Origin of the sequence: Nakamurella multipartita DSM 44233, from assembly GCF_000024365.1 — a bacterium.
Classification (GTDB): domain Bacteria; phylum Actinomycetota; class Actinomycetes; order Mycobacteriales; family Nakamurellaceae; genus Nakamurella; species Nakamurella multipartita.
Genome location: NC_013235.1, coordinates 4,190,260 through 4,204,515 on the forward strand (window position 1 = coordinate 4,190,260; position 14,256 = coordinate 4,204,515).

Annotated in this window: 14 protein-coding genes; 12 read left to right on the forward strand and 2 right to left on the reverse strand. The window is 72.9% G+C overall.

Features of this window, described 5'->3' with window-relative positions; all coding sequences use genetic code 11:
* Positions 1 to 15 precede the first annotated feature (15 nt).
* Positions 16 to 1,167, reverse strand: coding sequence for a glycosyltransferase (locus NAMU_RS18880; protein WP_015748940.1), 1,152 nt, complete (start codon positions 1,165 to 1,167; stop codon positions 16 to 18).
* 236 nt (positions 1,168 to 1,403) lie between these two features.
* Here NAMU_RS18880 and NAMU_RS18885 point away from each other — a divergent pair, with 236 nt between their 5' ends.
* The 6 genes from NAMU_RS18885 (at position 1,404) to NAMU_RS18910 (ending at position 7,641) form a co-directional block, all read left to right on the forward strand.
* Positions 1,404 to 3,497, forward strand: coding sequence for an MDR family MFS transporter (locus NAMU_RS18885; RefSeq protein WP_015748941.1), 2,094 nt, complete (start codon positions 1,404 to 1,406; stop codon positions 3,495 to 3,497).
* Positions 3,498 to 3,584: 87 nt separating this feature from the next.
* Complete coding sequence (locus NAMU_RS18890) at positions 3,585 to 4,205, forward strand: hypothetical protein (protein WP_015748942.1); 621 nt, start codon at positions 3,585 to 3,587, stop codon at positions 4,203 to 4,205.
* A 39-nt stretch (positions 4,206 to 4,244) separates the two neighbouring features.
* A complete protein-coding gene (locus NAMU_RS18895) occupies positions 4,245 to 4,520 on the forward strand; it encodes a hypothetical protein (RefSeq protein WP_015748943.1) in 276 nt (91 codons plus the stop codon).
* 220 nt (positions 4,521 to 4,740) lie between these two features.
* Positions 4,741 to 5,928 (forward strand): chromate efflux transporter, encoded by a 1,188-nt coding sequence (gene chrA, locus NAMU_RS18900; protein WP_015748944.1) that lies wholly within the window; start codon positions 4,741 to 4,743, stop codon positions 5,926 to 5,928.
* A 104-nt stretch (positions 5,929 to 6,032) separates the two neighbouring features.
* Complete coding sequence (locus NAMU_RS18905; RefSeq protein WP_015748945.1) at positions 6,033 to 6,443, forward strand: YciI family protein; 411 nt, start codon at positions 6,033 to 6,035, stop codon at positions 6,441 to 6,443.
* A gap of 4 nt (positions 6,444 to 6,447) precedes the next feature.
* Positions 6,448 to 7,641: an RNA polymerase sigma factor gene (locus NAMU_RS18910; protein WP_015748946.1), complete on the forward strand. Its 1,194-nt coding sequence runs from the start codon at positions 6,448 to 6,450 to the stop codon at positions 7,639 to 7,641.
* Between the two features lie 6 nt (positions 7,642 to 7,647).
* Here NAMU_RS18910 and NAMU_RS18915 read toward each other — a convergent pair whose 3' ends face one another.
* Entirely contained in the window at positions 7,648 to 8,412 is a 765-nt protein-coding gene (locus tag NAMU_RS18915) for a DinB family protein (protein WP_015748947.1), read from the reverse strand.
* 91 nt (positions 8,413 to 8,503) lie between these two features.
* On the opposite strand from NAMU_RS18915, the gene NAMU_RS18920 reads away from it, so the two are divergent.
* Genes NAMU_RS18920 through NAMU_RS18945 form a run of 6 tightly spaced genes read left to right on the forward strand, consistent with a single transcriptional unit; the run spans position 8,504 to position 14,197 of the window.
* Entirely contained in the window at positions 8,504 to 9,187 is a 684-nt protein-coding gene (locus NAMU_RS18920) for a class I SAM-dependent methyltransferase (protein ID WP_015748948.1), read from the forward strand.
* Between the two features lie 60 nt (positions 9,188 to 9,247).
* Positions 9,248 to 9,808 carry an RNA polymerase sigma factor gene (locus NAMU_RS18925; RefSeq protein ID WP_015748949.1) on the forward strand — a complete coding sequence of 187 codons (561 nt, stop codon included), beginning with the start codon at positions 9,248 to 9,250 and terminating at the stop codon, positions 9,806 to 9,808.
* Positions 9,805 to 10,530 (forward strand): hypothetical protein, encoded by a 726-nt coding sequence (locus tag NAMU_RS18930; RefSeq protein WP_015748950.1) that lies wholly within the window; start codon positions 9,805 to 9,807, stop codon positions 10,528 to 10,530. The genes NAMU_RS18925 and NAMU_RS18930 overlap by 4 nt, the downstream gene beginning before the upstream one ends.
* Before the next feature lie 54 nt (positions 10,531 to 10,584).
* Positions 10,585 to 11,124, forward strand: coding sequence for a PadR family transcriptional regulator (locus NAMU_RS18935; protein WP_015748951.1), 540 nt, complete (start codon positions 10,585 to 10,587; stop codon positions 11,122 to 11,124).
* A complete protein-coding gene (locus tag NAMU_RS18940) occupies positions 11,121 to 11,801 on the forward strand; it encodes an ABC transporter ATP-binding protein (protein WP_015748952.1) in 681 nt (226 codons plus the stop codon). The genes NAMU_RS18935 and NAMU_RS18940 overlap by 4 nt, the downstream gene beginning before the upstream one ends.
* Positions 11,798 to 14,197 carry an ABC transporter permease gene (locus tag NAMU_RS18945; RefSeq protein ID WP_015748953.1) on the forward strand — a complete coding sequence of 800 codons (2,400 nt, stop codon included), beginning with the start codon at positions 11,798 to 11,800 and terminating at the stop codon, positions 14,195 to 14,197. Before NAMU_RS18940 ends, NAMU_RS18945 begins: the two co-directional genes overlap by 4 nt.
* Positions 14,198 to 14,256 lie beyond the last annotated feature (59 nt).

The window sequence follows — 14,256 nt, forward strand, 5'->3', positions numbered from 1 at the left end:
CTCGATCAGATCGGGTCAGCCGCCGGCGACCAGCTTCTCCAGTCGCGGCACGATCGTCTCGGGCGCGGGCATCCCGGCGATCTCGGCCCGCAGCTGCGCGGCGCGCTGCCGCGGCGGACCGGCGTCCAACAGGACCCGGACGGCGTCGGTGATCGCCCCGCCCACCTGTTCGTCCGCGCGCAGTGCCCGACCGATGCCGGCCCGGGTGACCAGGTCGGCGTTGAGGAACTGGTCGGCACCCTGCGGCAGGATCAGCTGAGGCACGCCCGCGGCGGCCGCACCGAGCACGGTGCCGGTGCCACCGTGGTGCACGATCACCTCGATCCGCTCCAGCACCTGGGCCTGCGGCACGAACCGTTCGACATGCACGCGCGCACCGACGGCACCGAGGGCGGCCGGGTCGCCCTCGGGCCCGACGGCGACCAGCAGGTCGACCGGCAGCGGCTCGATCTGGTCGATGGCCCGCCGGATCACCTCCACCGCCCCGAACGACACGGTGCCCAGGGTGAGATAGACGACGGGTCGAGATCGGTTGCCCACCAGCCAGTCCGGGATCGGAGACGAGCCGTCGGTGTAGGCCACCGAGCGGATCGGCCAGCGCGGGACGGCCGGCGCCGGCCCGGCGGTGACGGACAACGACGGCGGCGACGGGTCGATCAGGGCGGCGCCGAGCAGCCCGGTCCCGGTGGGCATCGGCCGGCCGCGGTCGATCCAGAAGTGGCCCTGGAAGTCGCGGACCGCGGTGTGGATGAGGTCGACGACGAACGGAGCCAGGCCGATCGCAAAGCCGACCGCCGGGATGTCGTGCCGGTCGGCGGCGACGGCCGCCCCGACGTTCATCGCCTCGAAGATCACCAGATCCGGTCGTGACTGCGCGAACACCTCGTCCAGCGCGCCACTGACCAGCTCGGCGGTGGTGTCGGCGAACATGGCCACGGCCAGGTCGGGTCCGTGCCGGTCCGGGTGGCGCCGCTGGGTCTCCCGGACGACGGCGTCGAGCTCGACGCCGGGCGCGATCCCGGGCACCGTCGGCCAGGGCAGGCGACCCAGGAAGGGGGCGCCGGTGGCCACCGTGACCTCATGCCCGGCGGCCGCACACGCCGCCGCCAGCGGCAGGACCGGAAACAGGTGCCCGTAGGCGGGAATGGCGGCCACCAGGATCCTCATGCCCGACCATGCTCCCAGCTTCGGCCGGACTCGGCCGTTCCAATGGGCCGTCCGGCCGTGTCGATGGGCCGTCCGGCCGTGTCAATGGGCCGTCCGGCCGTGTCAATGGGCCGTCCGGCCGTGTCAATGGGCCGTCCGGCCGTGTCAATGCGCCGTCCCGGGGCCGGGCGCCTACTCTTCGCATCGACGATTCCGCACAGTGCCGGAGGCGTCACTCTCCGTGAGAAGGGCGCGCCATGACCCAGACCGTTGCCACCGGCCCCGGCACCCGGGCGCGGCCGCCCATGGGGCGCACGCAGATGAACCTGGTGTTCGTCACCGTCATGCTGGGCATGCTGCTCTCGGCCCTGGACCAGACCATCGTCTCGACCGCCCTGCCGACCATCGTCGGCGATCTCGGCGGAGCCGGGCACATGAGCTGGGTGGTCACGTCGTACCTGTTGGCCGAGACCATTTCCACGGTGCTGGCCGGCCGGTTCGGCGACATGTTCGGGCGCAAGATCGTCTTCCAGATCAGCGTGGCCGTGTTCATCATCGGCTCCTTCTTCTGCGGCCTGGCCCAGAACATGGAGATGCTGATCGCCAGTCGCGCCATTCAGGGGCTGGGCGGCGGCGGGCTGGCGGTGACCGCGACCGCGCTGATCGGCGAGGTCATCCCGCTGCGGGAGCGGGGCAAGTACCAGGGCGCGCTGGGCGCCGTGTTCGGCGTGACCACGGTGATCGGCCCGTTGCTGGGCGGGTTGTTCACCGACCACCTGTCCTGGCGGTGGGCGTTCTACGTCAACGTGCCGATCGCCCTGATCGTCATCGCGATGGCCGCCACCACCATCCCCCGGCTCAGCGAGCGCAGCAAGGTGCCGGTCGACTACCTGGGGGTGCTGTTCATCGGCCTGGGCGCGACCGGCCTGACCCTGGCCACCACCTGGGGCGGCAACGAGTACGCCTGGGGATCACCGACCATCATCGGGCTGTTCGTCGGGTCGGTGGTCGCCCTGGCCATCTTCGTCTTCGTGGAAAGCCGGGCGGTGGCACCGATTCTGCCGCTGCACCTGTTCCGCAGCCGGGTCTTCACCGTCTCCTCGATCCTGAGCTTCATCGTCGGCTTCGCGATGATGGGCTCGATCACCTACCTGCCCGCGTTCCTGCAGTTCGTCGGCGGGGCATCGGCCACCGAGTCCGGGCTGCGCATGCTGCCGATGGTCGTCGGCCTGCTGATCACTGCGATCGCCTCGGGCAACTTCGTCAGCCGCACCGGCCGGTATCGGATGTTCCCCATCGCCGGGGCGGTGGTCACCGGCCTGGGCCTGTACCTGTTCTCGACCATGGGCGTGGGCACCTCGTACTGGCTCGAGGCGCTGTTCATGCTCGTGCTGGGCGCCGGGATCGGCCTGATGATGCAGATTCTCACGCTGATCGTGCAGAACACCGTCTCCTTCGAGGACCTTGGTTCGGCCACGTCGGGGGTGTCGTTCTTCCGCACCCTGGGCGGCTCGTTCGGGGCGTCGATCTTCGGCACCATCTACGCCAATGCGCTGGACGACCACTTGCCGCAGGCGGTGCTGGCCGCCGGCCTGCTCGACCCCCGCGCGGCCACCGACCCGGCGGCCCTGCAGGCGCTGCCGGCCGCTCAGCAGGCACCGATCGTGGCCGCCTACGCCGACTCGTTCCAGTTGGTCTTCCTGGGGGCGGTGCCGTTCGCGGTGGTCGCGCTGGTGGTCGCCCTGCTAATGCCGCAGGTGACGATGCGCGGCATCGCCAAGGACCTGGACTCCGGACCGGGCGCCGGCTTCGCGATGCCGCACCCCACCGGTTCCACCGACCAGCTCGAGGATCTGGTGGCCGGGGCGCTGCGCCGCAGCGGGCCGGACGTCGGCGACCGCGTCCTGCAGTCCGCCGGCACGGGCCTGTCGACGGCGCAGATCTGGGGCCTGTCGCAGGTGCTGATCCGGGAATGGTTCTTCGACCAGAAGTCGGTCACCCAGTCCACCATCGAGGACTGGGTCGGCGTGCCGGAGGGGGTGCTGACCAGCTTCTACGACGAGCTGGTCGCCGACGGGCTGCTCGTCCGCGACGGCGACCGGCTGGACCTGGCCCCGCGCGGCGAGCAGGCCGGCCAGGCGATCGCCCTGGCCTGGCGGGACTACCTGCGCGAGCAGCTGCGCGACTGGCTGCCGGCCGACAAGGTCGAATCGGCCGAGACCGACGCGGCCATGGTGCGGGTGGTCACCCGGCTGATCCGCGAGTCGGCCTCGCCGGGCCGGCACGCCCTCGAATCCACCCAGGGTGACCAGGCCGCGCCGGCCCACGCCGTGACCGACGACCGGGTTTGACCCGAACGAGGTGACGTCCCATCCGGCAATCGTCGCAGCGCGGACCGACAATCACTGGCGCGCCGTCACATCACCTCCGGAGGACCCATGAGCTACCCCGCCGCGGGCGTACCCGCCCCACCCCCGCCCCGAGGCAAGGGCATGCTGATCACCGGAGCCGTCCTGCTGGGGCTGGGCATCGTGGGGATCGTGCTGGGCATCGTGATGACCGTCAACGCGGCCACCTCGCTGCTGAGCAAGATCGGCGCCGCACAGACCGCGCCGGCCACCTTCACCAGCCAGCTCGACGGCGGCAGCACCTACGCGGTGTACGAGGCCACCCAGGGCACCGGCGCCGCGACCACGGTGCAGCCCACCGCCATCAGCGTGACCGGCCCGTCGGGCGCGGTCACGGTCAGCAAGACCGGCGCGACCGTGAACAGCGTGGGCGATAACAACCAGAACTACGCCGAGGTCGCGCTCTTCACGCCGCCGACGACGGGCAGCTACACCATCACGGTGGCCGGTAACGGCGCGGTGGTCGCGGTGGCCCCGGCCCTGTCGACCGCGGCCAAGGGGTTCGCCTGGATCGTGGCGGTCATCTTCGGCGGGCTGTTCGCCGTGGTCGGCCTGATCCTGCTCATCATCGGTGCAGTCCGCCGTTCGTCGTCACGGCGCGCGCAACCGAGCCAGTTCGGCGGCCCGCCCGGCGCCGCCCCCGCTCGCTGACCGCTCGACACCACCTTCGTACACCTGTTCTAATGATGCATGCTGACGCCGCGGGAGTTCGGACTCTCCACCCGCCACTACCGCGTCCGGGGACAGCAGCTCGCCGAGGCGATGCCCGATCGGTGTCCCAACGGTCATCCGTTGGGCACCGACACGGTGCTGATCGGCAACCATCCGTGCGTGGCCTGCACCGGAACCGGCCACCGCACGTGGCGCTGCCGGGAGTGTGACGCCTGCTGGATCTGGCCCGCCTGCGCCAGCCGGCCGCAGTGGCCCGAGTGGCCGGGCGACGAGGGCGTCGTCAGCGCACCCTGATCGGGTCCCCCACCAGCCGCGCGGCGGAGTCCAGGGCCGCCACGTCGACGACGGGCGCCCGACCGTCGGGCGGGGACATCACACACCGGTCAGACCCCCGAACCCCTCACCGTGATTGACAGCGGGCTGCATATCCTGCCGGTCCGAGCGTCATCGACGGCGCAGGCCGGTCCTATGCTCTCGGCCAGAGCAGGGCATCGTCATTCCGGCGGGAGGTGCCATGAACGGGGCCCGCGCGCCGGAGCCGACCGACGCGGTCCGGCCGAGCCTGGCGACGGTGCTGCGCTCCTGGGGCTGGATCGGCTGCGTCGGCTTCGGCGGGCCACCCACCCACATCCGGATGCTGCGCGAGCTGTGCGTAAACCGGCGGCGCTGGCTGACCGCGGTCGAGTTCGAGGACGCGGTCGCCGCCTGCAACCTGCTCCCTGGGCCGGCCTCGACCCAGCTGGCGATCTTCTGCGCCTGGCGGGTCCGGGGCCGGCTGGGCGCGCTGGTCGGCGGTCTCGCGTTCATCGTGCCCGGCCTGATCGTCATCCTGGCCCTGGCCGGGCTGTTCCTGGCCCAGGACCCGCCACGCTGGGTGCTCGGCGCCGGGGCGGGCGCCGGCGCCGCGGTCGCCGCGGTGGCCGTGCACGCGGCGGCCGATCTGCTTCCCCCCAGCTGGCGGCGGGCCCGGGACGTCGGCCGGGCCCGCCTGGCGCGTTGGGTCGGCTACGTCCTGGCCGGGGTACTGGCGGCGGCGACCGTCGGGCCGTGGGTGGTGCTCGTGCTGCTGGCCTGCGGCGTCGTCGAGTTGACCGCCCGCCTCCCCCGCGAGAACCGGCCGACGGCCATGCTCGCGGCGCCGATGATGGCCACCGGGGCGAGCGCCGGCGTCCTGGCCGCGGTGGCCTGGGTGGCGTTCAAGGTCGGGGCGCTGTCCTACGGGGGCGGCTTCGTGATCATCCCGTTGATGCAGGCCGACGCGGTCGATCGCTACCACTGGATGACCGACGGGCAATTCCTCAACGCCGTCGCCCTTGGCCAGATCACCCCGGGTCCGGTGGTGCAGACGGTGGCGGTCGTCGGGTACGCGGCCGCCGGACTCACCGGCGGCCTGCTGGCCTCCGCCGTCGCGTTCGCCCCGTCGTTCCTGCTGATCCTGGCCGGGGCCCGGCACTTCGACCGGCTGCGGGCCAACGCGGGCGCCCGGGCGTTCCTCGACGGGGCCGGCCCGGCGGCGATCGGGGCCATCGCCGGCTCGGCGGTCAGCCTGGCCCGGGCCCTGTCCCAGCCGTGGCAGTTCTGCGTGCTGGCCGGCGCGGCGATCCTGATCCTGGGTCTGCGCCGCGGGGTCGTGCCCACCCTGCTCGCCGCCGCGGGTGCGGGCGTACTCCTGACCGCGGTGGGGCTGCCCCTGCCCGGCTGACCATCCGGAGAATTCAGGTGAGGTGGCGTGTCGAGAACGGCCGACCGGCTCCGCTCCCCTGATACCGGCCTCCCCCGGCGAGGCCCACCACGAAGGAGATCACGATGCCGAAGTATCTGTTGCTCAAGCACTACCGCGGCGGCCCGGCGGCGCACCGCCCCGTGCCCCCGATGGACCAGTGGGACCCGCAGGACGTGGAGGCGCACATCGCCTTCCAGCGGCACGTCAGCGACCTGCTGGCCCGCAACGGCGAGTTCGTCGACGCCCAGGCGCTGACGCCGACCCAGACCTGGGTCCGCTACGGCGGTCCCGGCGCCGCTCCGGTGAGCACCGACGGCCCGCACCCGGAGACCAGCGATCTGGTCGCCGGCTGGTTCATGATCGACGTGGATTCGCACGAGCGGGCGATCGAACTCGCCGCCTACGTCTCGTCCGAGCCGGGCCCGGGCGGCGAACCGCTGTACGAGTGGATCGACGTCCGCGAGGTCATGTCCGAGCTGCCCGCCGGCGACTGATCCGATGAACCCTACCGAACCGCCGGCGCCGTCGTGGGACGGGGACGCCCTGCGCGCCCTCGTCCCGCGGGTGCTGGCCGGCCTGGTCCGGCGGGGTGAGGATTTCGACGCCGCCGAGGACGCGCTGCAGGAGGCGCTGCTGGAGGCGATCCGGGTCTGGCCCGGGCACCCCCCACGGGATGCCCGGGCCTGGTTGACGGCCGTCGCGACCCGGCGGCTCATCGACGCCCGGCGCAGCGCCGCCGCCCGCGCTCGCCGCGAGGTGACCGATCAGGTCCAGCCGGTGCCGGGCGCGACCGAGAACGGCGATGACACGCTGCTGCTGCTGTTCTGCTGCTGCCATCCCGAACTCGCCCCCGCGTCCCAGATGGCGCTGGCCCTGCGGGCCGTCGGCGGTCTGACCACCCGGGAGATCGCCGACGCCTTCTACGTCCCGGAAGCGACGATGGCGCAACGGATCAGCCGGGCCAAGCGCACCCTGCGCGGGCGCCGGCTCGACCGGCCCGGCGACCTGGCCGTCGTGCTGCGGGTGCTGTACCTGATCTATTCGACGGGTCACCACGAGCGGGTGGACCTGGCCGGGGAGGCGATCCGGCTCACCCGCCAGCTCACCCTGGGCACCGACGAGCCCGAGGCGCACGGCCTGCTGGCGCTGATGCTGCTCAACCACGCCCGGTCGGCGGCCCGCGTGGACGCGGACGGGCGGATCGTCACCCTCGATCGGCAGGATCGCGGCCGGTGGGACACCCGGCAGATCGCCGAGGGCGTGCGGGTCCTGCAATCGGCGTTGGCCGCGCAGCGACCCGGCCGCTACCAGATCGAGGCGGCGATCGCCGCCCTGCACGACGACGCCGTCGATGCCGCGGAGACCGACTGGCCGCAGATCCTTGCCTGGTACGACGATCTGGTCGCCCTCACCGACGATCCACGGCGTCAGGATCCGGCCGCCGTGCTGGGGCGGGCGGTTGCCGTCGGCCACGTGCTGGGCGCGTCCGCCGGGCTGCGCGAGACCGAACGGCTGCGCGAGGTCATCGGCGAGCGGCATCGCTGGCACGCGGTCCGCGGCTATCTCTACGAACTCGGTGGGCAGGGTCCGGCCGCTGCCGCGGCGTACGCCGAGGCGGCCCGGCGAGCCGGCACCGTCGCCGAACGCGACCACCTGATCCGGCAGGCGGCTCGCATCCGGGCCGCCGGCTAGCGGATCTCACGTGGGTGGGCCCGGCCGGGCCTCGAGCGCGTCGAGATCGCGGACGGCATACCGGTGGTGCTCCCACTCCTCGCCGAGGATCACGTGCAGGCACGAGCGGACGGTTTCGGGATACTCAGGCGCCCAGGGGTTTCGCCGTTCGGCGTCCAGTTCGGATGGGCCGATCGTGGCCAGGAAGTCCCGCACCATGGTCAGCCGGTCGGCCCGCACGGCCAGCACCTGCGCATACGACGGTGGGGTCGTGGCAAAGACCGTCATGTCGTACCCGTCGGACTCGTACTCGGCGTTCGGCTGACCGATGGGGTGATAGGGCTGCTCGATCCCGAGAATGGCCCGACCCAACCAGGTGTCGGTGGCCATGATCAGGTGCCGCAGGGTCTGGGCGAAGGACCATTCGCCGTCCACGGACTTCTCCACCGTCCCCCGCGGCATCCCTGCGACCCGACCCAGGGTGCCCGCCCAGGTCCGCTCCACCGCGGTCCAGGCCGCGCGTAGCCCGTCCGGATCGGTGGCCCGCCGCTGGCCGCGCCCGGGAAAGCGGCGGTCGAGTTCGGCCTCGACCAGCGCGGCTACCTCGACACCGTTGACGCGCAGGGAACTGTCGGCCTCGGACAACCAGGGCGCATCGATGTCCGCGCCGTCCAGCTGGACGCCCCGCATCACCACACCCGACAGATCCGAGCGGGCGAACCGCGCACCCCGCAGGTCGGCGTCGACGAACTGCGCCCCGGACAGGTCACCGGACCGGCGCTCAACACCCATGGCGGCCTTTCTCCCGTCGTCCCCGCCACCCACGATGCCAGCGGGCGGCGGTGAGCACCACCGGTGGCGAAACCCGACCGGAGCCGGGACAGTGGGCCCGGTGACCAACCCCCTCGACCGCACCGACAGCACCGCGTCCGCCCCTTCCAGTGGGTATGCCGGCGATCCCGCGGTCCAGGCCGAGTGGGACCGCCGGTACACCGAACGGGACAAGCTGTGGAGCGGCCAACCCAACGGCGCCCTGGTCGCCGAGGTCGCCGACCTGGCTCCCGGCCGGGCGCTGGACGTCGGGTGCGGTGAGGGCGCCGACACCATCTGGTTGGCCGGCCGCGGGTGGGACGTCACCGCACTGGACGTCTCCGGGGTGGCCCTGGAGCGGGCGGCCGAGCATGCCCGGGACGCCGGGGTGGCCGTCACCTGGGTGCATGCCGATCTGGTGGCCGCCGCGCTCCCGCCGGCCGGTTTCGACCTGGTGGCCGCGCTCTACCCGGCCCTGCCCCGCACTCCCGACGCCGCGGCCGAGCGGGCCCTGCTGGACGCCGTCGCGCCGGGTGGGGTGCTGCTGTTCGTGCACCACGCCGGGATGGATAGCCGCCCGGCCGACGAGGGCGGGTTCGACCCGGCCGACTACGTGTGGCCGGCCATGGTGTCCGCTCGGCTGGACGGCCAGTGGGACGTGCAGGTCGACGAGCAGCGGTCGCGGGTGGCGCCCGACGGCGGCGCCGGCGCCCACCACACCGACGACGTGGTGCTGCGAGCACGCCGGCGCGGGTAGGGCCCCGCCCGGTCGGGCATCGAGATGCAACGCGGGGCAGGCATCGGACCGAGTAGGGGTATGACGAGACGGGGGACCCCGGCGAGCGGGGCGGCGGTCGGGGTGCTGTTCGAGCGACACCGAGATCGCCTGCGCCGGTACCTGACCGGCCGGGTCGGGCCCACCCATGCGGACGACCTGCTGTCCGAGGTGTTCCTGGCCGCGTGTCGCCGGTGGTCGTCGTTCGACCCGGATCGGGGCTCCGAGCTCGCCTGGTTGTTCGGCATCGCCACCACTGCGATCCGCAGCCACGCTCGGGACGAGGCCCGCCACCTGCGCCGAATCCTGGCGCTGAGCGCCGATCGACCTCAGGCAGGCGGGGCCGACGAGAGCGGTGACCGCGTGGACGCCCAGCGCCGGATCCGCCGACTCCTGCCCGATCTGAAGCTGCTCGACCCGATCGACCGCGACATCCTGCTGCTTATTGCCTGGGCCGGCCTCAGTCCAGCAGAAGTCGCCCTCTCCCTTGACCTTCCAGCGGCGACTATCCGGTCGCGGCTGCACCGGGCCCGGCGACGACTTCGCCGCGTCGATGCCACCCATGACCTCGAGCCCGAACCTTCGGAAGGCGGCACCCGATGACTCGCGACGGCGATCTGCAGACCTGGACCGAGGACGAACTGGATCGCGCCCTGGACGACCTGTTGGCGCTCAGTTCGGCCGAACCACCGGCCAGCCGAGCAACTCCCGCCCGAGCCGGCCAGTGGCGGTGGGCCGCGCCGATATTGGCCGCGGCGGCGGTGATCGCGGTGGTGGCCGTCTCGGTCCTCCCCCAGGGCAGGTCGGATGCGGCGGCGGCGCGTGCGCTGTCCGTTCGGGCCGGCTTCGCCGACGTCGGTGGAGTGCGCTTCCCGGTCCCGGCCGGCTGGACGGTCGCCGTGACCAGCGCCGACGACGACGCCGTGACCGCCTGCGTTGCGGCCGCCCCGGCGCCGGCCTGCGACGGGGTTCTGATCGTCATGGCCGTCCCCGGAGCACCGGCCCTGTCGTCCGCCACCACGGGCGGGGTGCTCGATCCGCGCTGTCCAGGTGGCGGCGGGATCGTGATGGTCGAGCCGACCATCACGCTGGGCGACCGGACCGGCGCACACTACTTCGGCGGCTCCTGTTCGATCGAAGGCCCGCAGGCGCACGCTTGGGTCACCAACGATCTGTCGCTGGCCATCACCACTCCCAACGGCCGCTGGGCCGACCAAGGCGCCGCCGTGGCCGCCGGGCTCGATCTGTCGCACTGGCCCCGGGATCCCGGACCCGTGCTGGTGTACCCGACCGTCGCGAGCGGCCTGCTGCAGCCCACCGGTTGAGCACACCCACGGCGTGTATACACGCGGCGTATACGCCGTGTGTATATTGCTCCCATGTCAGTCTCCCGATCCCTGTTGGGCCTGCTGGACCTGGCCCCCCGCCACGGCTACGACCTCAAACGCAGCTACGACGAGCTGTTCGGCAGCGGCCGGCAGCTCGCGTACGGGCAGGTCTATTCCACGCTGTCCCGCTTGTTGAAGAACGGTTTGGTGAGTGTCGATGGGGTGCAGGCAGGCGAAGGACCGGACCGCAAGCGGTATGCGATCACCGATGCCGGCGTCACGGACCTGGAGTCGTGGCTGCGCACCCCGGAAAAGCCGGCCGACTACCTGCAGAACACCCTGTACACGAAGGTGGTGCTCGCCCTCATGAGCCACCGGTCGGCCGATCAGATCCTGGACGCGCAGCGCCGCGAACACCTGGTCAGCATGCGAGAGCTGACCCGCCGCAAGGAATCCGGCGATCTGGCCGACCAGATCATCTGCGACCACGCGCTGCTCCATCTGGAGGCGGACCTGCGCTGGCTGGAGCTGACCGCGTCGCGGTTGACCGCGCTGGCCGACCGGCTGCCGACCCAAGGAGCCGACAAGTGAGCGAGATCCTACTGTCGGCAACGGGTATCGAGCGCAGCTTCGGCCAGACCAGGGCGCTGCGGGGCGCCGACCTGACCGTCGAAGCCGGCGAGATCGTCGCGGTGATCGGGCCGTCCGGGTCGGGCAAGTCGACGCTGTTGCATTGCGCGGCCGGGATCCTGCCGGTGGACGCAGGCACGGTCAGCTACCGCGGCGACGACCTGGCCAGGCTGTCCGACCGGGACCGATCACGACTGCGGTTGCGCGAATTCGGCTTCGTCTTCCAGTTCGGCCGGTTGATTCCCGAGCTGACCTGCCGGGACAACGTGGCTGTCCCGCTGCGGCTGGCCGGGACGGGGCGCCGGGCGGCGCAGTCCGTCGCCGACGAGTGGCTCGGCCGGCTGGATGTCGAGCAGATCGCCGGCCGCCGCCCTGGGGAGGTCTCCGGCGGGCAGGCGCAGCGGGTCGCGCTGGCCTGCGCGCTGGCACACGGCCCGCGGGTCATCTTTGCCGACGAGCCGACCGGCGCACTGGACTCGCTGCAGGGCGAGGCGGTCATGCGGCTGCTCACCGCCACGGTGCGGCACACCGGCGCCGCCCTGGTCCTGGTCACGCACGAACCCCGGGTGGCCGCATACGCCGACCGCGAGGTCCTCGTCCGCGACGGACGCACCGGCGAGACCCGGGCCGCCGCATGACCGCGCAGGCCCCCGCCCACCCGCCGGACGCGTCGACCGCGACCCGCTCGCCCGGCTGGGTCGCGAACCTGCGCCTGGCCGCCGCGCTGCTGGTCGCCGCCGGCCGCGCCGGCCGGCTGCGCTGGCTGCTGGTCACGATCGGCCTGGCGTTGTGCACCCTGGTGCTGCTCCTGGCCGCATCGATCGGGCCGGCCCTGGACAGCCGGGACGGCCGCGCGGCAGCGCTGTCTGCGACCTCCGCACCGCTCGACACCACCGATGCCTCCGTCGATGTCGCGCGGCTCGCGCCCACGTGGTTCCAGGTCACCGAGACGGCATCGGTCTACCGCGGGGACCGGGTGCAGGTCAGCGAGCTGACCGCGCTCGACCCCGCCGTCGCCGCGCCCCCGCCCGGGGTGGACCGCTTCCCCAGGCCGGGTGAGGTCGTCGTCTCCCCCGCCCTGGCCGACCTGCTGGCCGGACCGGAAGGCGACGGGTTCCGGCCCCGGCTCGGTGGGGACACCGTCGTCGGCACCATCGCCGACGACGGGCTGCTCGCCCCCGACGAGCTGCGGCTGTACCGAGGGGTGGCCGCGGACCCGTCGGGCTGGGCGGTCTACCGGATCGCCGAAGGATGGGGTGGTGGCTACGTCCCCACCACCGGGATGGGTGGATCCGGCGTGAGCCTGGTCGCCGTCCTGTTGACCGCTGGGGTCACCATCGTGATCGTCCCGCTGCTGCTGTTCGTCGCGCTGATGTCCCGGGTCGGTTCACCGGCGCGCGACCGGCGGGACGCCGGCCTGCGCCTGCTCGGGGCGACCACCGGGCAGCTGCGGGTCGTCACCGTCGTCGAGACCGGCACCGCGGCGCTGGCCGGGCTGCTCGTCGGCGGGGCGGCCTTCCTGCTGGCCCGGCCGGCGGCGCCGTTCGTCGCGGTCGGCTCGACCGGCTTCTTCCCGGACGATCTCCGGCCGTCCGCGGGCGCCCTGGTCGCGATCGGGCTGGCCGTGCCGGTCCTGGCCGTCGGGTCGGTGCTGGCCGTACGCCGGCCCGACCCGATCGGCGTGGTCCGCCAGCAGAGCCCGCCCCGACCGCCGCGCCGCCTGTGGTGGCGGCTGTTGTTTCCGGTGCTCGGGGGCCTGCTGCTGTGGTCGCTGGGGCAGGCTCAGTTCGGCCCGCTGCCCGCTCTGGGCGCCGGCATCGTGGCCCTGCTGGTGAGCGCGGCGGTGCTGCTGCCCTGGGTGCTGGAACGTCTGGCCCGACTGCTGCCCGACGGCCCGCCGGCCTGGCAGCTGGCGGTAGGACGGCTGCGGCTCGATCCGGGCACACCGGCCCGGGTGGTCGCCGGGCTGTCGGTGGTGCTGGCCGGGGCGATCGCGCTGCAGCCGCTGCTGGCCGCCGGTGACCGGCTCGACCGTGAGGGAGAGGTCGCCTACCAGGTGCAACTGGCCGACGTCCCGACCAGCGAGATGGAGCGGGTCGTCGACCTGCTTCACGATCGGCTCGGGCCGGCCGCCGACATTCGCGGTGGTGCCCTGGTCACCGGCACGGTCGTCGCGCCGACGAATCCCTCGGCATTTCCCTCGACTTCGCCGCCAAGTCCGTACGTCGATCTGCGGCTGGCCCCCTGCGGCGCGCTCGGGGTCGCCTGCACGGACGGCATGGTCTTCGCCGTCAGCGATGCGGGCCGGGCCGGGCCGCCGGCCGGGTCGGTGGTGGCGATCTCGGTTCCGCTCACCAGCGGTGACAGCCGGTCGATCACGTTCAACTGGACGGTGCCCGAACCCACCGCCACCATCAGCCTGCCCGACCGCTACGAGGCCGCTCTGGTCGTCACTCCGGGAGCGCTCGGCCCGGCCGTCGACGGGCTGCTGGCCAGCAGCCCGGCCCGCTTCTCGGTGACCGGCGTCCAGGCCTCGGCCGAGATGGCCGACACCCTGCGGGCCGACCTGGCCGACCTGGGCTCGGCGGTCGAGATTCGCGCGGCCGGCGAACCGGCCGATCTGGGCCTGCGGAGCGTGCTGTCCCCGACCGCACGATCCGGGCTGATCATCGGCGCGCTGCTCACCCTGGTCGTCGCCGTCGTCGGGTTGATCGTCACCGCGATCGAGCAGGGACAGCAGCGACGCCGGCCACTCACCCTGGCCGTTGCCGCCGGTATCCCCCGCGGCGTGCTGGCCCGGTCGATGCTGATCGGCGCGGCGCTCCCGATCACGGTCGGGGTATCGCTCGCCGTGCCCAGCGGGTGGCTGCTCGTCACGTTGCTCGGTCCGATGCTGGACATACCGATAGCCCTGGACTGGGCCACGGTCGCGGTGTACTCGGCCGCCGCCCTGGGCCTGGTCACGCTGCTGGCCGGGGCGAGCACGCTGGCCCTGCCCGCCCTCACCCGCCCGACCGATCTGCGGACCGGCTAACCGATCGCGCACCCGCGCCCAGCACGGGAAGGCCCCGAGCGGAAAGGTCCAGAGCGAGA

Coding starts and splice junctions, on each gene's coding strand:
- NAMU_RS18880 (WP_015748940.1), bottom strand. CDS start 1,167: ATGAGGATCCTGGTGGCCGCCATTCCCGCCTACGGGCACCTGTTTCCG.
- NAMU_RS18885 (WP_015748941.1), top strand. CDS start 1,404: ATGACCCAGACCGTTGCCACCGGCCCCGGCACCCGGGCGCGGCCGCCC.
- NAMU_RS18890 (WP_015748942.1), top strand. CDS start 3,585: ATGAGCTACCCCGCCGCGGGCGTACCCGCCCCACCCCCGCCCCGAGGC.
- NAMU_RS18895 (WP_015748943.1), top strand. CDS start 4,245: ATGCTGACGCCGCGGGAGTTCGGACTCTCCACCCGCCACTACCGCGTC.
- chrA (WP_015748944.1), top strand. CDS start 4,741: ATGAACGGGGCCCGCGCGCCGGAGCCGACCGACGCGGTCCGGCCGAGC.
- NAMU_RS18905 (WP_015748945.1), top strand. CDS start 6,033: ATGCCGAAGTATCTGTTGCTCAAGCACTACCGCGGCGGCCCGGCGGCG.
- NAMU_RS18910 (WP_015748946.1), top strand. CDS start 6,448: ATGAACCCTACCGAACCGCCGGCGCCGTCGTGGGACGGGGACGCCCTG.
- NAMU_RS18915 (WP_015748947.1), bottom strand. CDS start 8,412: ATGGGTGTTGAGCGCCGGTCCGGTGACCTGTCCGGGGCGCAGTTCGTC.
- NAMU_RS18925 (WP_015748949.1), top strand. CDS start 9,248: ATGACGAGACGGGGGACCCCGGCGAGCGGGGCGGCGGTCGGGGTGCTG.
- NAMU_RS18930 (WP_015748950.1), top strand. CDS start 9,805: ATGACTCGCGACGGCGATCTGCAGACCTGGACCGAGGACGAACTGGAT.
- NAMU_RS18935 (WP_015748951.1), top strand. CDS start 10,585: ATGTCAGTCTCCCGATCCCTGTTGGGCCTGCTGGACCTGGCCCCCCGC.
- NAMU_RS18945 (WP_015748953.1), top strand. CDS start 11,798: ATGACCGCGCAGGCCCCCGCCCACCCGCCGGACGCGTCGACCGCGACC.